Source organism: Burkholderia sp. FERM BP-3421, from assembly GCF_028657905.1.
GTDB lineage: Bacteria > Pseudomonadota > Gammaproteobacteria > Burkholderiales > Burkholderiaceae > Burkholderia.
The window spans coordinates 121451-140518 of sequence record NZ_CP117781.1 but is presented as its reverse complement, the minus strand read 5'-3'; the positions used below and the strand labels follow the sequence as shown (position 1 = coordinate 140518).

The following is a 19068-nucleotide window of genomic DNA, read 5'->3' as shown; positions in this document are numbered from 1 at the left end:
AGGCATGCGTGCACGCGAGCGTTGCCATGGCTCGCGCCTTCTGTTCGAAAGCAACCAACCCGCCGGCGCGCGAACGCCGGCCACGGAGACATTCATGCGCGATCGCAAAGCCGTCGTTCCGGTTGGCATGGAAGCGGTGTACGAGAAAAGCGGTTATGCACCGGGCCTCAAGGTTGGCGATACGGTGTACGTGTCCGGCCAGATCGGCCGTGACGCGGCGATGCAACGGGTCGAAGGCCGCGAGGCGCAGACCGCGCAGGCGTTCGAGAACCTCGGGCGTGTGCTGGAAGCGGCGGGCGCGTCGTTCAGGGACGTGGTCGACCTGACGACCTTCCATACCGACATGCGCGACCTGCCGATGTTCATGCTGGTTCGCGACCGCTATCTCGACGCGCACCCGAGACCGGCCTGGACGGCGGTCGGCGCGCACATGCTGGGCGGCGCGCCCGGTTATATCGTGGAAATCAAGGCGGTTGCCGTGTTGCCGGAGTGAGCGCGGCGGCGCGGCCCGGGGCGGGCGGCTGCTCAGCCTTGCGAGGCCGGGTCGTCGCGCCCGGCCGGCGACAGATAGTCCGTGCCTTCCTCGTCGTACAGATCGTAGATGAGGCGGAGCATGCGTTCGAGGTCTTCGGATTCGTCGAGCATGCGCATGCTCATGATGATCGGCGACACGAGCTTCGCGTCGTCGAGATCCTTCTACGACACGTCGTCGCGCTTCAGGCCGTACACGCTGCGCGGGACGATCGACACGCCTTCGCCGGCCGCGACAAGCCCGAGCGCGATCTGCAACTCGCGCGTTTCCAGCACGCGCGCGGGCTTGAGCGAGCGATCGTGGAACGCGGCCAGTACCTGGTCCGCATAACTCGGGCGCGGCGCTTTCGGGAAAATGATCAGCGTTTCGTTGATCAGGTCGTGCAGCGACAGCACCGCCTTCGCTTCGCACAGCCGATGGCCGAACGGCAGCGCCGCGATCATGCGTTCCTCGCGCAGCACCACGCGGCGGATGCTCGGATCGTTGAGGCGGATGCGCCCGAACCCGACGTCGATGCGGCCTTCCTTCAACGCCTTGATCTGGTCCATCGTCGACATCTCGTGCAGGCTCAGTTCGACCTCGGCATGCTGCTGACGATACCGGCGAATGATTTTCGGCAACATGCCGTAGAGCGTCGAGCCGACGAAGCCGACCGACAGGCTGCGTTCGATCTTGCCGACGCGGCGCGTCATCGATTCGAGTTCGGCGGTTTGCGCGAGCAACTGCACCGCATGCTGGTAGAAGAAGCGGCCGGTTTCGGTGAGTTTCAGCGGGCGTGAATTGCGCTCGAACAGCAGGACGCCGAGGATCTGCTCGAGCTGCTGGATCTGCCGGCTCAGCGGCGGCTGGGCGATATGCAGGCGTTGCGCCGCGCGCGTGAAGCTCCGCTCCTCGGCGACGGCAACGAAATAGCGCAGGTGGCGTAGCTCCATGGTCCTTGCCGTCGAATGGTGGAGGGATGCGAAAAACTGGAGCCGAGCCACCGTACGTGAAAGCGCGCGGATGGAACGGGGTTGCGCGCCGCCATCGGCGATTCCACCGGGCCGGCGCATCCGCGCCCGGTTGTCCGGCGGCGGGCGCGGCGGGGGCGGAAACGGTCCGGGGCATGCGCGAATCGCGCGCGTTGCGTTGCCGTTCAGCCGATCCGGACTTCGGGGTTCAGCGTGTAGAGGCCGGTCAGGCTCGCCTGACCGAGCACGCGCGCCTTGGCCAGCGCGGCGCGGACGTTCGCGCCGTTCAGCGGGCCGTCGACGTCCAGCGTCGGCGTGGCCAGCGCATACACCGTGAACACATAGTGATGGACGAGCGTGTCGTTCCACGGCGGGCAGGGACCATCGTAGCCGTGGTAATCGCCCTTCATCTGCGCGTCGCCGGCGAACCAGGCGGTGTAGTCGTTCACGCCGTGACGCAGGCCCGTGGCGGTGCGCGGGCCGGGCTTGCCGCGCGGCGTGACGCCGTCTGACTCGGACCCCGCCGCGATCTCGGTCGTCGCGGCCGGAATGTCGAGCAGCAGCCAGTGGAAGAAATCGACGCGCGGCAGCGCGGCCGGCACGATGCGCCCTTCCTGGTTCACGTCGTCGCCGCGGCTCGGCACGTCCGGGTCGTGGCACACGACGACGAAGGACTGCGTGCCTTCGGGCGCGCCGCTCCAGGCGAGGTGCGGGTTGCGGTTCGCCGACAGCGCGACGTGCGTGGCGGCATCGGGTACGGCGAACGCGAATTCGCCGGGAATCGGCTGGCCGTTCTCGAAGCTGTGGCTGGTGAGTTTCATGTGAGGGTCCGTCCGGAGGAGTGATCGGGGCGGCGCGTCCGTAGCGGAGCGCGACTTCCGCATTGTAGGCGGATCGCCTTTTTCGACGACATCACAGGCAATCAAGGATGTCGCTTGGCCAATCAATTTGATTGCCTGTGCGTCGTTTGTCGTGCCGCTCCGTTTCCATTTCCAACAATCAACTTTCAAAATGGCAATCTGCGATCTCAATACAGATTTGCGTCGTCCAACGTGTTTTCTTTTCCGTATGCCGCTTAGCGGCGCGCCAGCGCCTGTTCCAGCACCCGCGCCACATGCAGCGCGTGCGCCTGCGCGCCGTCCTCGATCTGATGACGGCAACTCGTGCCGTCGGCGACGACGAGCGTCGTCGCCGAGCGCGCGCGCACGGCCGGCAGCAGGGATAATTCCGCCATCGCCCGTGACGCGGCGACGTGTTCGATCTCGTAGCCGAAGCTGCCCGCCATGCCGCAGCACGACGATTCCACCGGCGACACCTTCAGGCCCGGGATCCAGCTCAACACGGTCTGCACCGGCGTGAAAGCGTCGAACGCCTTCTGGTGGCAGTGGCCGTGCACGAGCGCCTCGGTCGCCTCGATGGCCCGCAGCGGCAGCGACAGCCGTCCGGCCTGCTGCTCGCGCACGAGGAATTCCTCGAACAGGAACGCGTGGCGGGCCAGCCGCCGCGCGGCGTCGCCATACCCGTAGGACAGGAATTCATCACGCATCGACAGCAGGCACGACGGCTCCAGCCCGACGATCGCGACGCCGCGTTCGAGATAGGGCGCCAGCGCGTCGAGCGTGCGTTGCGCCTCGACCTTCGCCTCGTCGACGAGGCCCGACGCGAGGAACGTGCGTCCGCAGCACAGCGGCCGTTCGCCGGGCCGCGCATTGACGTGCACCGTGTAGCCCGCGGCCTGCAGCACGGCGCGCGCGGCGCGGGCGTTCTCGGGTTCCTGGTAGTTGTTGAACGTGTCGACGAAGAGCAGCACCTCGCGCGCGGCCTCGCCATGCGGCGCGTACGTCGCGCCGGCTTCCGCCAGGAACGGTCGCGCGAAGGCCGGCAGCCGGCGCTGCGGCGCGAGGCCGATCCAGCGCTTGAGCAGCGCGGTCGCGACCGGAAGCCGCTCGGCCAGCGTCAGCGCGCCGCGCAGGCGCGCGGCCCACGGCGCATAGCGCGGCAGATAGGCGATCAGCCGCTCGCGCGGCGTGATGCCGTGGCTGCGCCGCCGCGCGTGGCGCGCCTCGATCTTGAAGCGCGCCATGTCGACGCCGGTCGGACAGTCGCGCTTGCAGCCCTTGCAGGACACGCACAGGTCCAGCGCGGCCTTGACGTCGTCGCCGGCCAGGCCGTCCGGTCCGAGCTGGCCCGTCACCGCGAGCCGCAGCGTGTTCGCGCGGCCGCGTGTGACGTGCTGTTCGTCGCGCGTCACGCGATAGCTCGGACACATCGTGCCCGCGTCGAATTTCCGGCAGTGGCCGTTGTTGTTGCACATCTCGACCGCCGAGGCGAGCCCGTGCGTGGCATCCGCGCCCGTGCCGGGCGCGCTTTCGACGCCGCTCAGCGGATCGCGCGTGACGTTCCAGGCCGACCAGTCGAGCGCCGGCCGCAGCGGCGACGCGGCGTAGCCGGGCGCGAAGCGGAAGTGCTCGCGCGCATCCATGCGCGGCGGATCGACGATCTTGTCGGGATTGAAGCGATGCTCGGGATCGAACAGCGCCTTGATCTCCGCGAACGCCGCATTGAGGCGCGGCCCGTATTGCCAGGCCACCCATTCGCCGCGGCACAGCCCGTCGCCGTGCTCGCCGGAATACGCGCCCTTGTATTCGCGCACCAGCGCCGCGGCTTCCTCGGCGATGGCGCGCATGCGCGTCGCGCCGTCGCGCCGCATGTCGAGGATCGGCCGCACGTGCAGGGTGCCGACGCTCGCATGGGCGTACCACGTGCCTTCGGTGCCCTGCCGGTGGAACACCTCGGTCAGGCGGCGCGTGTATTCGGCCAGATGTTCGAGCGGCACCGCGCAGTCCTCGATGAAGGACACCGGCTTGCCGTCGCCCTTCATGCTCATCATGATGTTCAGGCCGGCCTTGCGCACGTCCCACAGCGCCTTCTGCGCGACCGCGTCGGGCATTTGCACCACGCTGTCCGGCAGGCCCAGGTCGGCCATCAGCTCGACGAGGCGCGCCAGTTGCGCGAGCAGCGCATCGCGCGCGTCGCCCGCGAACTCGACGAGCAGGATCGCCTGCGGCCGTCCCGCCAGCGCCCGCTCGATGACGGGCCGGAACGCGGGGTTCTCCATCGACAGCTCGATCATCGTGCGATCGACCAGTTCGACCGCGACGGGCTTGAGCGTGACGATGTGCTGCGCGGCATCCATCGCCGCGTAGAAGGTCGGGAAGTTCACGACGCCGAGCACCTTGTGCGTCGGCAGCGGCGCGAGCTTGAGCGTGAGCTGCCGGCTGCAGGCGAGCGTGCCTTCGGAGCCGACGAGCAGGTGGGCGAGATTGGCGTGGCCGTCGTCGGTGTAGGCGCGCGGGTTCTGGCAATCGAACAGGTCGAGGTTGTAGCCGCCCACGCGGCGCAGCACCTTGGGCACGCGCTCGACGAGCGCGTCGCGCTCGCGCGCGGCGATGCGCTCGACGCCGCGCAGCAGCGCGCGCGTGCGGGCGTGCGTCACGGGCTGCGCGAGCGATCCGAAATGACAGTCGCTGCCGTCGGCGAGCACGGCGTCGATGGCGAGCACGTTGTGCACCATGTTGCCGTATTCGATCGAGCGCGAGCCGCATGAGTTGTTGCCCGCCATGCCGCCGATCGTGCATTGCGCGCCGGTCGAGACGTCCACCGGGAACCACAGGCCATGCGGCTTGAGCCACGCGTTCAGGTGGTCGAGCACGAGGCCCGGTTCGACGGTGACGGTGCGCGCCTCGGCGTCGAACGCGACGATCCGGTTCAGCCACTTGCTGGTGTCGATGACGAGCGCCTCGCCGACGGTCTGTCCGCACTGGCTCGTGCCGGCGCCGCGCGCGAGGATCGGCGCGCGGTGTTCGCGCGCGATGTCGAGCGCGCGCAGCAGGTCGTCCTGGTCGCGCGGCACGACCACGCCGAGCGGCGTGATCTGGTAGATCGACGCGTCGGTGGCGTAGCGCCCGCGCGCGGCGCGATCGGCGAACACGTCGCCGCGCAGTTCCTTGCGCAGGCGCGCGAACAGCGGCGACAGCGCGCCGCCGGGCGAGGGCATCAGGTGGACGGGCTGGAGCAGTGGAGCGCGGACGGCGGAGGTCATGGCGGCGGTCGGTGGCGGTGAGCGAAGGGCGAGCCGACGGGCGGCTCAGGCGAGCGTGACGCTGACGGGCGGCAGGCCCGGGAACCGGCCGGTCGCGATGCCGGCGGCGCGCGGAAAGTGCATGCCGGTATAGGAGCCGGTGGTGACGACGCTGCCGGCCGGCAGCGCGATGCCGCGCTGCGTCGCGTGATTGACGAGCCAGGGCAGCAGGCGGCGCGGATCGCCGGCCGGGTTGGCCGCGGGGCCGTCGACGATCGTGTGCCGGTCGAACGTGAAGACGGGCGCGGGCGTCAGAAACGGGAAGTCGGCGCGGTAGGGCACGGCTTCGCCGACCACGAGCGCGCCGTGGTTCTGCAGATCGGCGAGCTGCGCGAGCGGGGCGACGGCCGGCCACTCGCGATAGCGGCTCGTGACGATCTCGATCGCCGCGGCCATCTGCACGATGCCGGCGAGCACGTCGTCGGCGTCGTAGGGCGCGGCGCGCGGCGCGAAGTCGCGGCCGAAGCGGAAGGCGATCTCCAGTTCGAGCCCGAGCGGCTGGAACGCGCGGCGCGGCAGCGCGATGCCGCCCGCGTGCACGCCGTCGGCGGGCAGCGGGGCGGCCTGGATCGGCCCGTCGGGCGTTTTCGCGCCGACCTTCCAGCCGCCGATGGCGGCGCGGCGCGCGTGGAGCAGCTGCGTCTGCACGGCGTAGGCGGCGTCGAGGCCGGCGGGGACGAGTTCGGCGGGCAGCGCATCGAACGCGATGCCGTCCTGCCAGCCGGCGTCGAGCCGGGCGGCGAGTTCCTGGGTAGCGTGGATCATGGCGAGCGGGGGAGCGTGTGGAGGGCGCGGCATCAGGCTGGCGATTGCTTGGTGACGGCCGGGGCGGCGGGTTCGCCCGCGAAGCGGCTGTCGGGCTGCATGCGGAAGGCCAGGACGACGCCCACGCCCATCAGGACCATGCTGCCGATGAAGGGCAGCTGCCAATCGCCGAAGCGGTCGATCACGTAGCCGGAAATCACGGGCGAGAGGATGGCGGCCAGCGCGGAACCCGAATTCATCATGCCGCTGGCGGTGCCGGAGTACTCGGGCGCGATGTCCATCGGCACCGCCCACATCGGGCCGATCGTCATCTCGGCGAAGAAGAAGCCGGCCGCGAGACAGGCCACCGACAGATACAGGTCGTGCGCGAACACCAGCAGCGGGATCAGCGACAGCAGCGTCAGCAGCATGCAGATCGCGACCATCCAGCACCGGGCCTGCTTGAGGCTGCCGGTGCGCGCGTGGAGCCGGTCGGTGAGCACGCCGCCGAGCGTGTCGCCGAGCACCCCGGCGAAGAACACGGCGGACGCGAACACGGCCGATTGCTTGAGGTCGAGCGCGTAGCTGTGCAGGAAGTACTGCGGAATCCAGCTCAGGAACAGCCACAGCGTCCAGCCGTAGCAGAAGTACACCGTCGTGACCGGCAGCATGCGCTTGAACAGCGGCCCCCAGGGCACGTTCGCGGGTTTCTGCTTCGGCGCGGGCAGCGCGTCGAGTTCGGCCTGCGTGATGCGCGGATGATCCTTCGGATGCTCGGTGTAGACGAGCGCCCACACCACGACCCACAACAGGCTGATGGCGGCGCACAGGTAGAACGATTCGCGCCAGCCGTGCACGGCCATGATGGCGACCACCGCGGCCGGCGCGACGGCGTTGCCGATGCGCGAGAACGCGTGGGTGATGCCTTGCGCGAAGCCGCGCCGTTCGCGCGGGACCCAGCGCGCCATGGCCGAGGTCGCGGCCGGGAAGGTCGCGCCCTCGCCGAGGCCGAGCAGCAGGCGCGCGGCCAGCAGCGAGACGAGGCCGCCCGCCATCCCGGTGAGCAGCGTCGCCACGGCCCACAGCAGGCCGCACGCGAGCAGCGTGCGGCGCGCGCCGAAGCGGTCGCTGACCCAGCCGCCGATGATCTGGAATACGAGGTACGGATAGGCGAAGGCCGAGAACACCAGGCCGATCTCCGTCTTGTTGAGGCCGAATTCGCGGCCGAAGCCGGCGGCGGCGGTGCTGACGTTCACGCGATCGAGGTAGGTGATGAAGTACATCACGCACAGCATCACCAGCACGATGCTGGTCGCTCGGAACAGCTTCATGTTGCGTCTCCTGGATGTCATCGGGCGTGCGGCGGGCCGGCTCTGCGTCCGGCTGGTGAAACGGATGAGGGGGCGGGCGCGCCCCGGCCGCGCGGGCGGGGCGTGTCGTGTCGGGCGTCGCGCCGTCGCGCGGGACGCCCGGTCAGGCCGCCGCGCGCAGCGCGGTCGGATGCGAGGTCGAGGCCAGGTAGTCCATCGCCGCGACCGCGCCGCTGTCGGCCAGCGGCACGCCGGCCAGCTTGAGGCCCATCTCGCAGCCCACGAGCGCGGCCATCAGCGTGAGGTCGTTGCAGTCGCCCAGGTGGCCGATGCGGAACATCCGGCCGCGCAGCTTGCCGAGCGCCTGCCCGAGCGACATGTCGAAACGTTCGTAGATGAGCTTGCGCACGGCGTCGGCGTCGATGCCGTCGGGCATCATCACGCCGGTCAGCACGGGGCTGTAGACGGCCGGATCGGCGCACTGGATCGGCAGGCCCCACGCGCGCACCGCGCGGCGGGTGGCTTCCGCGAGCCGCTGATGGCGCGCGAACACGCGGTCGAGCCCCTCGCCGAGGATCATGTCGAGCGCTTCCGACAGGCCGTACAGCAGGTTGGTGTTGGGGGTGTACGGCCAGTAGCCGGTGCGGTTGGCCTCGATGATCTCGTCCCAGCCCCAGAACGCGCGCGGCAAACGCGCCGTGCGGCTCGCCGCGAGCGCCTTCGGAGACACCGCGTTGAAGCTGATGCCGGGCGGCAGCATCAGGCCTTTCTGCGAACCGGAGACCGTCACGTCCACGCGCCATTCGTCGTGGCGGTAGTCGGCGGAGGCGAGCCCCGAGATCGTGTCGACCATCAGCAGCGCCGGGTGCCCGGCCGCATCGATCGCGCGGCGCACCGCCGCGATGTCGGAGGTGACGCCGGTCGAGGTTTCGTTGTGCACCACGCAGACCGCGCGGATCTCGTGCGCGGCGTCGGCGCGCAGGCGCGCCTCGATCAGGTCGGCCTGCACGCCGCGCCGCCAGCCCTCGATGCCGGGCAGGCCGATGAACCCGGGCTTCAGGCCGAGCGCCTCGGCCATCTTCTTCCACAGCGTCGCGAAATGCCCGGTCTCGTACATCAGCACCGCGTCGCCGGGGCTCAGCGTGTTGGTCAGCGCGGCTTCCCACGCGCCCGTGCCCGACGCCGGATAGATGATCACCGGCTGGGTGGTCTTGAACACCTGCTTGATGCCGGCCAGCACCTTGAGCCCCAGCGCGCCGAACTCCGGGCCGCGGTGATCGATGGTGGGGTGGCTCATGGCCCGCAGGATGCGGTCGGGCACCGGGCTCGGGCCCGGGATCTGGAGGAAGTGGCGGCCGGACGGGTGGAAATCGAGCGCTTGCATGGTGGTTCTGTCTCCTGATTTGCATTTTGAATTTTGCATGCAAAATACTTTAGCAGAGCAAGCCGATGGATTCAAAGTGAAGAATTAAGCGGAAATGGCGGTGTTTACCCGTTGTTTGCAGTGCAATATCGCGGGTCAGGGAAGTTGAAGTAGAATCGTTGCGAGCAAGAATGAAGGGTTTTGCATGCAAGATTCAGAAAATTCGGGGCCCGGCGCGACGGCCCCGGCGCTGCCCCGGCTGGAACGCCAGCGGCTGCACGACACGGTGGTCGACCATCTGCGCGGCTTCATCGTCGAGGGCGTGCTCGCGCCGGGCATGCGCCTGAACGAGCGCGAGCTGTGCGAGACGCTGGGCATTTCGCGCACGCCGCTGCGCGAGGCGTTCAAGGTGCTAGCGGCCGAGGGCCTGCTCGTGCTGTCGCCCAATCGCGGCGCGAGCGTCTATCGGATGGGCGAGGCGGAGATCCGCGAGACCTTCGAGCTGATGTCGGGGCTGGAGGCCTTTTCCGGCGAGCTGGCGTGCGAGCGCATCACGCCCGCCGAGCTGGCCGAGATCAAGGCGCTGCACTATGCGATGCTGGCGTGTCGCGTGCAGAACGATCTGCCCGGCTATTACAGCCGGAATCAGGAGATCCACGACCGCATCAACGAGGCCGCGCGCAACTCGGCCTTGCGCAACACCTATCAGTCGATCAATCGACGCATCATGTCGATGCGTTTCCGTTCGAATCAGCTTGCCGAGAAATGGGATCGCGCCGTGCACGATCACGAGGAGATGATCAAGGCGCTCGAAGCGCGCGACGGCCGCGCGCTGGCGGCGATCCTGCGGCGTCACCTGCTGGAGAAGCGCGACGCGGTGCTGCTGATGCACGCGGAAGCGGAAGCCGCGAGCCGGACGGTGCAAGGGCGCGCGTAGCGGGGTGGGACAGGCGCGGGCGCTGTGGGGGGCGGTGTCGCCGCACGGGCGGCCCGCGCAACGCGTGGTGGAAGGTTGATGCTTCTGCCTGCTTCTGCTTCTGCTTCTGCTTCTGCCGCTGCGGCTGCGGCTGCCGCTGCCGCTGCCGCTTCCGCTTCCGTCGCTTCCCCTGCTTCCATCGCCCCCGTGGCTCCGGCCTCTCCCGCTGCTTCCGCCGGCCGGCGCGCTACGCCGATACCTTCGCGAGCCGGCGCGCCTGATCCCGCCTCACCAGCCGCGTCGCCGCCGCGCGGTACAGCGGCGACGGACGCCGCTGGTCCTCGCACAGGCACGTGTAGGTCATCTTGATCACGTGGTCGTCGTCCGATTCCACGGCCATCCGGCAGATCTCGTGCCATTCGAGGTCGAGGTCGAGGTCCAGCGCCGACGCCTCGCTTCGCGCGGGCCTGCGTACGCTCGCATAGGCCGCGCACAGCGCGACCCACAACGGCGGCAGCAAGGCGGCGACCTGCACCTTGGGCAGCCGCGCGAAAACCGTGCGCGCGGCGTGCGTGGCCGTGACCGTGTGCAGGATCGTGAAGTCGGGCGTGCGCCAGTACGCGTCGAGCGTGGCCGCCGCGATGGCGTCGATCAGCGACGCGCTGGGCGGCGGCGCGAGGACGGCCTGCCTGAAACGCGCGTCGTCGCCGACCTTGCGCAGGCGGCTCGTGATCATCTCGCCCTGCACGCCGGCTTCGCCCATCGCGCGCGCGGCCTGTTCGAACGCGGCGCCGACGCTGTCCGCCCGGGGAACGCCGTCGAGCGCGACGTCGAGCGGCAGATGCCCGGCGACCAGCGCCGCGAGACCGGAGGCGATCTCGCCGGCATGGCCGGCTTCGAGACCGTAGGCAAGCCGGATCAGCGCATGAAACGCGCCTGACGCGGGCGCGAACGGGATATCCCGCATCACCGCAACGAGAACGGGCGGCGCGCCGTCCTCCGCGATCCAGTCGAGGAAGACGGCGCGCAATGCGCCGAATGCTTTCGCGTCGCCGAGATGCCGCGCCCAGTCGCGCCGCGCGATGACGGTGTCGACCGGTGGGGCGTCCAGGGCGTATGTGCGCGTCCAATAGTCGAAGAAGGCCCGCAGCCGGGCCGGCGACGCGCCCATCCGGCGCAGCGCGACGAGCGCCATCGGGCAGTGGTTGGTCGTGCCCCGGCCGCCGAGCGCGAAGCGCGCATTGGCGTCGAGCAGTTCGGCCAGGGTCAGGTCTGCATCGCTCTTCCACATGGTTCGGGTTCCGGTTCGAGGAGATGTGTCGCAGTATAGAAGTTGAAGTTAACTTGAACTCAATATGATTTCTTTGTCCGCTTCGTTATCGGCAACGGACGTGCGTGGGCGTACTGCTCGCGGGAACGCGTCGTTGGGCGCGGAGGACTCGCGCGCATGGGTCGCGCGGCGCATGGCGACGATTTGATCGCGCCTTTCCCGCCTGCATCGACCGGGCTTGCCGGGCGCGCCGACGGCGCAATCGCCCTCATGACAAAGGGGACATGGGCGGCGCGCCGATCCGGAAACCGTTCGGTCTCCATTATTGCGCGGGTACGCGGCAAGCCGTCGCCACGGCGCGCGGGGCGTCTCCATTCGACTTGCGCAGGCGGGCATAAGCAAAGACAAATTCGTCATTTCCGGCGTCGCCTTGGCACTTCCATACTGGTTTATTGCGCGAGCCCGCGTGCTTGGCGCGCGAGCCCGCGCACGCGCCGCGTGTGCCATCGTCGCGGCTGTCATCACATCGTCAGGGGGAGCGCCATGAGCGATACGTCGATTCACCGCGCGCATGCGGCGAGCGACACGGCGGCCGGCACGGCCGGACGCCGGCCGTTCGGCACCGAGGACTGGTGGGCCGTCGCGATCGGCCTGTTCGTGATCGTCGTCGCCTATCTGCTGTTCGTCTTCGGCGGCAGCCTCAAGGGGCTCGCGGTCGCGCCGGCGAAGTGGGCGGAGGTCGGGCAACTGGCCGGCGACCTGGGCCGGCACGCGTCGGGCTATGCCGCGCTGTTCGTCGCGTTCGCGCTCGTGTTCTCGGTGGCGATCGCCGCGCTGCGTTTGCCGGTCGCGCAATTCGTGCCGGGCTTTCTCGTCGTGTTCGCCGTCTCGGCCGCGATCGTCGCGATCGGCGCCTGGGCGCGGGCGAGCGCCTACAATCTCGAACCGCCGCTGCTCGCGCTGCTGCTCGGCCTGCTCGCATCGAACCTGTTCACGCTGCCCGCGTGGCTCGCGCCCGCGTTGCGCGTCGAGTTCTACATCAAGGTGGGCATCGTGCTGCTCGGCGCGACCCTGCCGCTCACCCTCATCGTCTGGGCCGGCCCGGTTGCCGTCGGACAGGCGACGATCGTGTCGCTCGTCACCTTCTTCGTGATCTATGCGGTCGCGCGCGCGTTGTCGCTCGATCGGCGCTTCGCTGCCGTGCTCGGCGTGGGCGGGGCGGTGTGCGGCGTGTCAGCCGCGATCGCGATCGCCGGCGCGGTGCGCGCGCGGCGCGAACAGGCCTCGGTGGCGATCTCGCTCGTGGTGGGATGGGCGATCGTGATGGTGTTCGCGCTGCCGGCCCTCGCGCGCGCGCTCGGCCTGCCGACCGGCATCGCGGGCGCGTGGATCGGCACCTCCGAATTCGCGGACGCCGCCGGGATCGCGGCGGCGCAAGCGTATGGCGATTTCGCGCGGCATGCGCCGGGCGCAGTGGCGGGCGCGCCCGATGCGGCCTTGCAGGCGTTCGTGCTGATGAAGGTGGTCGGCCGCGACATCTGGATCGGCATCTGGGCGTTCGTGCTCGCGCTCGTCGCGACCACGCGCTGGGAGCGCGATGCCCAGGGCGAGCCGGTACGGGCCGAGGCGCGCGCGAAGGAGATCTGGACGCGTTTCCCGAAGTTCGTGATCGGTTTCGTGATCGCCTCGGTCTTCGTCACGTGGGTCGCGTCGCACTACACGCTGGCCGACTATCGCAGCATCGTCACCCCCGACTTCGTCGCGCCGATCGTCGCGTTGCGCACCTGGGCCTTCACGTTCTGCTTCCTGAGCATCGGCCTCACGACGCGTTTCGCGTTGCTCGCGTCGACCGGGATCCGGCCGTTCGCGGCCTTCACCGCCGGGGTCGCGGTCAACATCGTGATCGGCTATCTGTTGTCCGCGCATGTGTTCGCGCCATACTGGTCGGCGCTCGGGCAATGAACGCGCGCACGGATCCGGATGCGGCGGTCTGCCGCCATTGCGTGCACTGGCGCGACGATCGCGCGCTGCTCGAGGCGGCCATCGGCGGCCTGGCGTCGTTCGGGTCGGCGTATGGCGCGAGCGTGGGCGACAGCCGCCTGTGCGTGCGGCTGGATCGGCTCGTGTCACCGCGCGACGGCTGTGCCGGGTTCGCGCGCCGGGGAGGCGTGAGGGAGTGACGCGGTGGGTGCGATGTCGTTCTTCGTCGCGTCGGCTTCGGGTGGGATGGGACGGCTGCCGCATTACCCTTGTGTACGGCGGAAAGGGAATTGCGCCGTGTCGAAATGCTCGACGAGATAGTTCGCGAACGAACGGACCTTGATCGGAAGATGACGCCGATTCGAATAGGCGACCTGGATTTCGAGGCTGGTAAGTTCGTATTTCTTCAGTAACTCGGCCGGCGCTCCCGACGCGATGTCGCGGGCCACGGTGTATTCCGACAGGCATGGCGATGCCGACTCAGCAGCGCCACCCGTCGTCGACTGCACGCGGTGCGAGCCGTGTCGGCCCGACACTTCCGCCTCGGCGCGCGCGCGACGCAGCCTGAGCGCGATGCGCCGCGACGCCTGGCGCGATGCGGTGCGGAACGCGCGGAAATCGTGTGTAGTTTCGGTGGAGGCGCAAGAAATATAGTCCCGATTTCGGCGCATCTCATCGCCAGTGTTGAGACAAAATTGAGGTTTCGTGGCGGGCATTGTTCTGTACTCCGGGCAACGCCACCATTGCACGACATTCCCGATTGCTCAACTGCTGGTCCCTACGATGAATTCGCTGATACTGATTGCTGAAGACGAGCCCGAAATCGCGGAGATACTCGAGGCATATCTGGTTCGCGAGGGTTTTCGCACCTATCGCGTCGGCAACGGCCAGGCCGTGCTCGATCTGCATCCGCTCCTGAAACCCGACCTGGTCCTGCTCGACATCAAGCTGCCCGAGAAGGACGGTTGGGAAGTGCTGACCGAATTGCGCCGGCGAGGCAACACGCCCGTCGTGATCATCACCGCGCTCGATCAGGACATCGATCGATTGCAGGGTCTGCGCATCGGCGCCGACGACTACATCTCCAAGCCGTTCAATCCCGTCGAGGTGGTCGCGCGCATCCGCGCCGTGCTGCGGCGCTCCGGCGCCACCGCGAACGGCGACGTGATCCGCGTGGGCAGCCTCGAGATCGATACCGAGAGCTACATGACGAAGGTTCGCGCGGAGGCCGGCGAGACCCTCGTGTCGCTGACGTTGACCGAATTCCGGCTGCTCGCGCACATGGCCAAGTCGCCGAGCCGCGTCTTCACGCGCGGCGAGCTGGTCGACGCCTGCCTGGGCGGCGGCGGCGCGCTCGAGCGCACGGTCGACAGCCACATCAGCCGGCTGCGCAAGAAGCTCGATTGCGCGGGCGCGCCCGGCATGCCGGAAGTGATGCGCGGCGTCGGCTATCGATTGCAGAAAATCCAGTGAACGCGCGCAGCCGGCTCAGCCAGCAGATCGTCCTGTCGATGAGTCTCGCGTCGATCGCCACGACCTTGTTCGTGTTCGTCGGCTCGTTCGTCATCTACGGGGTGGTCTATCGGCTGTCGCCGCCGCGGCACGGCGGCGCGCTCGACAGCGCGATTCCGCAGGCGAACGATTATCTGTTCTTCGCCCTGCTGCTGTTGACGGGGCTGGTCGCCGCCGTGATCGTCGCGACCCGGCTCGCGCGGCGCATTCTGAAGCCGCTCAATTCGCTCGCGGAGAGCGCGCGCCGGATCGCGGCCGGCGACCTGAGCGCGCGGGCCGCGCCCGGCGACCGCTCGCTCGCCGAGACGGCGCTGCTGGTCGACGATTTCAACGCGATGGCGGTGCGCCTGCAGGACATGGCGGCGGAGATGAGCGCGTGGAACGCGGCGGTCGCGCACGAGCTGCGCACCCCGCTCACGATCCTCAAGGGCCGGCTTCAGGGGCTCGGGGATCGCGTGTTCGAACTCGACGACACGCTGGTGCGCAACCTGCTCAGCCATGTCGAAGGGCTGACGCGGCTCGTCGACGATCTGCAGATCGTCACGCTGCAGGACACCGGACGGCTCGACATGAACATGCAGCCGACCGACATCGGGCTCGAGGTGCGCAACGCGGTCGATTCGATCGGCGACACGCTGCACGACGCGGGCTTCTCGGTCGAGCTGCTCGCCGCCGGCGCGGTGCTGCCCTGCGACGGCGCGCGCATTCGCCAGGCCCTGCTCGCGCTGCTCGACAACGCGCGGCGCTACGCGGTGCCCGGCAAGCTGCGCGTCGAACTCGCGGTGCGGGCCGCGAGCGTCGCGCTGCGCGTGGAGGACGAGGGGCCTGGCCTGAGCCCGGAGTTTGCACGCCATGCGTTCGATCCGTGGACGCGCGCGGACGTCTCGCGTTCGCGCCAGTTCGGCGGTTCGGGGCTGGGCTTGTCCGTGGTGCGGGCGATCGCGCATGCGCACGGCGGCCATGCGCGCTATCGCGCCTCGCGCCTCGGCGGCTCGCTGTTCGAGCTGGAGATCCCGCGCCGGGGCCGCTTCGCGCCGCACGCCGGGGCATCCATCGTTCCGCGGCTTTCGTAAAGCGGCCGGCGCGCCGGGCGGACCTCGCGCTATGATGTGCGTCGCCGTTGCGTGGCGCATTCCGGATCGTCGGGATCGGCCACGGGCTCCGATCCACCCTTCCACGAATTCCAGATGACCCAGCGCTTCATCTCTTTCGTTCCATGCCGCATCGCATTCGCCGCCGCGACGCTCGCGCTGGCCGCCAGCGGCGTCGTCCTGGCCGCTCCGCCGCCGGTGTCCGACGCCGCCGCGTCCATTCCGGCGTCCGGGTATGCGCAGCCGCCCAAGCCGATCCTCGACGTGATGCGCGCGCCGCCCGTGCCGATGCCCGTCGTCAGCCCGACCGGCGACCGGCTGCTGCTCGTGTCGTGGCAGGACTATCCGTCGATTTCCCGTGTCGCCACGCCATTCCTGCGTCTGGCCGGCGTGCGCGTGGAGCCCGGCAATCACAGCCGTCACGACACGGAAGGCGGCTACGGGATCACGCCGTGCGCGACCCGCTTCTCGCTGGTCCATGCGCCGGCCGGCGCGGCGCGCACGGTCGCGCTGCCCGCCGGCGTGTGTGCGAGCCGCCCGCTGTGGAGCGCCGACGGCAAACGCTTCGCGTTCGAGAACACCACGGCCCGCTCGGTCGACCTGTGGATCGGCGACGGCGAGACCGGCGCGGTGCGCCAGGTGGCCGGCGTGCAGCTCAATCCGATGTTCGACGACGAACTCCAGTGGATGCCGGACCAGCACACGCTGCTCGTGAAGCTCGTGCCCGCGCGCCTCGGGCCGCCGCCGCCCGCGCCCGCGCTGCCGGAAGGGCCGAGCATCCAGCAGTCGGACGGCAAGTCCGGCCAGAGCAGCACCTATGAAGCGCGCGACACGCTCAAGAACGCGCACGACGTCGCGCTGTTCGACTACTACGCGGCGTCGCAGCTCGCGCTGGTCGATGCGCGCGACGCGCGCGTCACGCCGGTCGGCGGCGTGGGGCGCTACGACGGGCTCGCGCCCGCGCCGGACGGCCGCCACGTGCTCGTATCGACGATCGGCAAGCCATATTCGTACATCACGACGGCCGAGCGTTTCCCGCACGACTTCGTGGTCTGGGATCTCGCGGACCGCGCGCATCCCGCGACGCATGCGATCGCGTCGCGCCCGCTGACCGACCGGGTGCCGATCGGCGGCGTGCCGCTCGGGCCGCGCGCGTTCTCGTGGCGCGCGACCGAGCCCGCGACGCTGGTGTGGGCGGAAGCGCTCGACGGCGGCGACTGGAACGTGGAGGCGCCCGAGCGCGACCGCGTGATGATGTCGAAGGCGCCGTTCGATCAGCCGCCGCGCGAGGTGCTGCGGCTCAAGCAACGCTACGCGGGCTTCGTCTGGGGCGGGCGGCCCGATCTCGCGCTGCTGTCCGAGTACGACCTGAACCGGCACTGGCGGCGCGGCCTGCTGGTCGACGTCGATGCGGCGCAACCGACGCCGCGCGTGCTGTGGGATCTGTCGACCGACGAGAAGTACGGGAACCCGGGCGTGCCGGTGACCCGCGCATTGCCGAACGGCTTTCGCGTGATGCGCGAGGACGGCGGCGCGATCTTCCTGGCGGGCGCGGGCGCGTCGCCGCAGGGCAACCGGCCGTTCCTCGACCGGCTCGACCTCGCGACGCTCAAGACCGCGCGCCTGTTCCGCAGCGACACGTCGAGCTACGAGCAGTTCATCGCGTTCGCGGGCGCCGACTCGCGCCGCTTCCTGACCTGGCATCAGTCGCCGGTCGATCCGCCGAACGTCCACGTGCGCACGCTGGGCGAGCCGCTCGACGCGCCGGCGACGGGCGAGCCCGCGTTCGCCTCGAATGGCGCGGCGCTCACGCATGTCGAGGACCCGGCGCCGGCGGTGCGGCAGATCAAGAAGCGTCTCGTCAAGTACAAGCGGGCCGACGGCGTGGAGCTGTCGTTCACGCTGTACACGCCGCCCGGCTATCGCGAGGGCACGCGCGTGCCGGCGATCCTCTACGCGTATCCGCTCGACTACGCCGACGAATCGAAGGCCGGCCAGATCAGCGGCTCGCAGGAGACCTTCACCACGTTGAAGAACTACCGGCTGCTGCTGCTGGCGGGCTACGCGATCATCGACAACGTGTCGTTCCCGATCGTCGGCGACCCGAAGCGCGCGTACGACACCTATACGGAGCAGCTCGTCGCCGACGCGAAGGCGGCGGTCGACGAGGCGGTGCGGCTCGGCGTCGCGGACCCCGACCGGATCGGCGTCACCGGTCACAGCCACGGCGCGCTGATGACGGCCAACCTGCTCGCGCATTCGGACCTGTTCCGCGCGGGCGTCGCGACGAGCGGCTCGTACAACAAGACGCTCACGCCGTTCGGCTTCCAGAACGAGCGGCGCTCGGTGTGGCAGGCGCAGGACGTCTACCTGAAGGTGTCGCCGTTCTTCTATGCGGACCGCTTGAAGACGCCGCTGCTGATCGTGCACGGCGCCGACGACGCGAACCCCGGCACGACGCCGTTGCAGGCGAGCCTGCTGTACGAGGCGATCCGCGGCAACGGCGGCACCACGCGTCTCGTGATGCTGCCGCATGAACCGCATTGGTATACGGCGCTGGAGTCGAACGAGCAGCTGGTGGCGGAGATGCTGACGTGGTTCGACCGCTATGTGAAGAACGCGCCGCCGCGCGCGCCGGCCGCGACGAAGCCGGCCGCCGGCTGACAGACGGCGAGGGGCTGGACGCGGGTGACGTGTCCGGCCCGGAGGCGGGGCGGGCCGGTGGGACTCCGGTGAGGCGCGGGCGGGTCGGGGCGCGATCGACGGGCTGGGTCGGGGCTTCGCGGTCTGTACGGTTGATGGCTCCGGCCTTCGGCGCTGGGCTCAGAGCTCGTGGCTCCGGGTTCACGGCCACGGCCACGGCCACGGCCACGGCCACGGCCACGGCCACGGCCACGGCCACGGCCACGGCCACGGCCACGGCCACGGCCACGGCCACGGCCACGGCCACGGCCACGGACACGGCCACGGACACGGCCACGGACACGGACACGGACACGGACACGGACACGGACACGGACACGGACACGGACACGGCCACGGACACGGACACGGACACGGACACGGACATGGCCACGGACACGGACACGGACACGGACACGGACACGGCCACGGACACGGACACGGACACGGACACGGCCACGGACACGGCCACGGCCACGGACACAGCCCACGGTCCACGGCCCACGGCCCACGGCTCGCGGCTTACGGTCTAACGATCTATGGCCCCCGGCTCCGCGCGGCCCGGCCCAAAAGGCCA

General features: G+C 69.6%; 14 protein-coding genes and 1 pseudogene. 7 read left to right on the top strand and 8 right to left on the bottom strand.

All coding sequences use genetic code 11. The features are described 5' to 3' along the window. The first annotated feature begins 94 nt into the window (after positions 1-94). Positions 95-493, top strand: coding sequence for a RidA family protein (locus Bsp3421_RS03755; protein WP_273997004.1), 399 nt, complete (start codon positions 95-97; stop codon positions 491-493). A 32-nt stretch (positions 494-525) separates the two neighbouring features. Here Bsp3421_RS03755 and Bsp3421_RS03750 read toward each other — a convergent pair. The 6 genes and pseudogenes from Bsp3421_RS03750 to Bsp3421_RS03725 form a co-directional block, all read right to left on the bottom strand. Beyond that, positions 526-1464, bottom strand: a pseudogene (locus Bsp3421_RS03750) (LysR family transcriptional regulator). Between the two features lie 203 nt (positions 1465-1667). After that, positions 1668-2303 carry a YbhB/YbcL family Raf kinase inhibitor-like protein gene (locus tag Bsp3421_RS03745; protein WP_273997003.1) on the bottom strand — a complete coding sequence of 212 codons (636 nt, stop codon included), beginning with the start codon at positions 2301-2303 and terminating at the stop codon, positions 1668-1670. Between the two features lie 254 nt (positions 2304-2557). Beyond that, positions 2558-5584 (bottom strand): FAD-binding and (Fe-S)-binding domain-containing protein, encoded by a 3027-nt coding sequence (locus Bsp3421_RS03740; protein WP_273997002.1) that lies wholly within the window; start codon positions 5582-5584, stop codon positions 2558-2560. A 45-nt stretch (positions 5585-5629) separates the two neighbouring features. Continuing rightward, complete coding sequence (locus Bsp3421_RS03735) at positions 5630-6388, bottom strand: 2-keto-4-pentenoate hydratase (RefSeq protein ID WP_273997001.1); 759 nt, start codon at positions 6386-6388, stop codon at positions 5630-5632. Between the two features lie 32 nt (positions 6389-6420). Beyond that, positions 6421-7698, bottom strand: a complete 1278-nt coding sequence (locus Bsp3421_RS03730; RefSeq protein ID WP_273997000.1) for an MFS transporter — start codon at positions 7696-7698, stop codon at positions 6421-6423. A gap of 142 nt (positions 7699-7840) precedes the next feature. After that, on the bottom strand, positions 7841-9061 hold the full coding sequence (locus tag Bsp3421_RS03725; protein ID WP_273996999.1) for a pyridoxal-phosphate-dependent aminotransferase family protein: 1221 nt from the start codon (positions 9059-9061) through the stop codon (positions 7841-7843). A gap of 184 nt (positions 9062-9245) precedes the next feature. Between Bsp3421_RS03725 and Bsp3421_RS03720 the strand changes: the two genes are divergently transcribed. Next, on the top strand, positions 9246-9977 hold the full coding sequence (locus tag Bsp3421_RS03720) for a GntR family transcriptional regulator (RefSeq protein ID WP_273996998.1): 732 nt from the start codon (positions 9246-9248) through the stop codon (positions 9975-9977). Between the two features lie 226 nt (positions 9978-10203). Here Bsp3421_RS03720 and Bsp3421_RS03715 read toward each other — a convergent pair whose 3' ends face one another. Beyond that, a complete protein-coding gene (locus tag Bsp3421_RS03715) occupies positions 10204-11247 on the bottom strand; it encodes a questin oxidase family protein (protein WP_273996997.1) in 1044 nt (347 codons plus the stop codon). Between the two features lie 522 nt (positions 11248-11769). Here Bsp3421_RS03715 and Bsp3421_RS03710 point away from each other — a divergent pair. Together Bsp3421_RS03710 and Bsp3421_RS03705 are read left to right on the top strand one after the other, a co-directional pair. After that, positions 11770-13188 carry a YeiH family protein gene (locus Bsp3421_RS03710; RefSeq protein ID WP_273996996.1) on the top strand — a complete coding sequence of 473 codons (1419 nt, stop codon included), beginning with the start codon at positions 11770-11772 and terminating at the stop codon, positions 13186-13188. After that, entirely contained in the window at positions 13185-13406 is a 222-nt protein-coding gene (locus Bsp3421_RS03705; RefSeq protein ID WP_273996995.1) for a hypothetical protein, read from the top strand. Before Bsp3421_RS03710 ends, Bsp3421_RS03705 begins: the two co-directional genes overlap by 4 nt. Before the next feature lie 63 nt (positions 13407-13469). Here the strand turns inward: Bsp3421_RS03705 and Bsp3421_RS03700 are convergent, their stop codons facing one another. After that, on the bottom strand, positions 13470-13922 hold the full coding sequence (locus Bsp3421_RS03700) for a hypothetical protein (RefSeq protein WP_273996994.1): 453 nt from the start codon (positions 13920-13922) through the stop codon (positions 13470-13472). A 67-nt stretch (positions 13923-13989) separates the two neighbouring features. Here Bsp3421_RS03700 and Bsp3421_RS03695 point away from each other — a divergent pair, with 67 nt between their 5' ends. The 3 genes from Bsp3421_RS03695 to Bsp3421_RS03685 all read left to right on the top strand — a co-directional run bounded on the left by Bsp3421_RS03695 (position 13990) and on the right by Bsp3421_RS03685 (position 18473). Then, on the top strand, positions 13990-14679 hold the full coding sequence (locus Bsp3421_RS03695) for a response regulator (protein ID WP_273996993.1): 690 nt from the start codon (positions 13990-13992) through the stop codon (positions 14677-14679). Beyond that, the gene (locus Bsp3421_RS03690) at positions 14676-15791 is read left to right on the top strand and encodes an ATP-binding protein (RefSeq protein ID WP_273996992.1); all 1116 of its coding nucleotides are present in this window, start codon (positions 14676-14678) and stop codon (positions 15789-15791) included. Before Bsp3421_RS03695 ends, Bsp3421_RS03690 begins: the two co-directional genes overlap by 4 nt. A gap of 114 nt (positions 15792-15905) precedes the next feature. Beyond that, entirely contained in the window at positions 15906-18473 is a 2568-nt protein-coding gene (locus Bsp3421_RS03685; RefSeq protein ID WP_273996991.1) for a S9 family peptidase, read from the top strand. Positions 18474-19068 lie beyond the last annotated feature (595 nt).

What these genes read in the sequence shown, in the direction of transcription:
- Bsp3421_RS03725 (WP_273996999.1), bottom strand. Translation starts at nt 9,061, where the DNA reads ATGCAAGCGCTCGATTTCCACCCGTCCGGCCGCCACTTCCTCCAGATC.
- Bsp3421_RS03755 (WP_273997004.1), top strand. Translation starts at nt 95, where the DNA reads ATGCGCGATCGCAAAGCCGTCGTTCCGGTTGGCATGGAAGCGGTGTAC.
- Bsp3421_RS03695 (WP_273996993.1), top strand. Translation starts at nt 13,990, where the DNA reads ATGAATTCGCTGATACTGATTGCTGAAGACGAGCCCGAAATCGCGGAG.
- Bsp3421_RS03685 (WP_273996991.1), top strand. Translation starts at nt 15,906, where the DNA reads ATGACCCAGCGCTTCATCTCTTTCGTTCCATGCCGCATCGCATTCGCC.
- Bsp3421_RS03745 (WP_273997003.1), bottom strand. Translation starts at nt 2,303, where the DNA reads ATGAAACTCACCAGCCACAGCTTCGAGAACGGCCAGCCGATTCCCGGC.
- Bsp3421_RS03730 (WP_273997000.1), bottom strand. Translation starts at nt 7,698, where the DNA reads ATGAAGCTGTTCCGAGCGACCAGCATCGTGCTGGTGATGCTGTGCGTG.
- Bsp3421_RS03710 (WP_273996996.1), top strand. Translation starts at nt 11,770, where the DNA reads ATGAGCGATACGTCGATTCACCGCGCGCATGCGGCGAGCGACACGGCG.
- Bsp3421_RS03715 (WP_273996997.1), bottom strand. Translation starts at nt 11,247, where the DNA reads ATGTGGAAGAGCGATGCAGACCTGACCCTGGCCGAACTGCTCGACGCC.
- Bsp3421_RS03740 (WP_273997002.1), bottom strand. Translation starts at nt 5,584, where the DNA reads ATGACCTCCGCCGTCCGCGCTCCACTGCTCCAGCCCGTCCACCTGATG.
- Bsp3421_RS03705 (WP_273996995.1), top strand. Translation starts at nt 13,185, where the DNA reads ATGAACGCGCGCACGGATCCGGATGCGGCGGTCTGCCGCCATTGCGTG.
- Bsp3421_RS03735 (WP_273997001.1), bottom strand. Translation starts at nt 6,388, where the DNA reads ATGATCCACGCTACCCAGGAACTCGCCGCCCGGCTCGACGCCGGCTGG.
- Bsp3421_RS03700 (WP_273996994.1), bottom strand. Translation starts at nt 13,922, where the DNA reads ATGCCCGCCACGAAACCTCAATTTTGTCTCAACACTGGCGATGAGATG.
- Bsp3421_RS03720 (WP_273996998.1), top strand. Translation starts at nt 9,246, where the DNA reads ATGCAAGATTCAGAAAATTCGGGGCCCGGCGCGACGGCCCCGGCGCTG.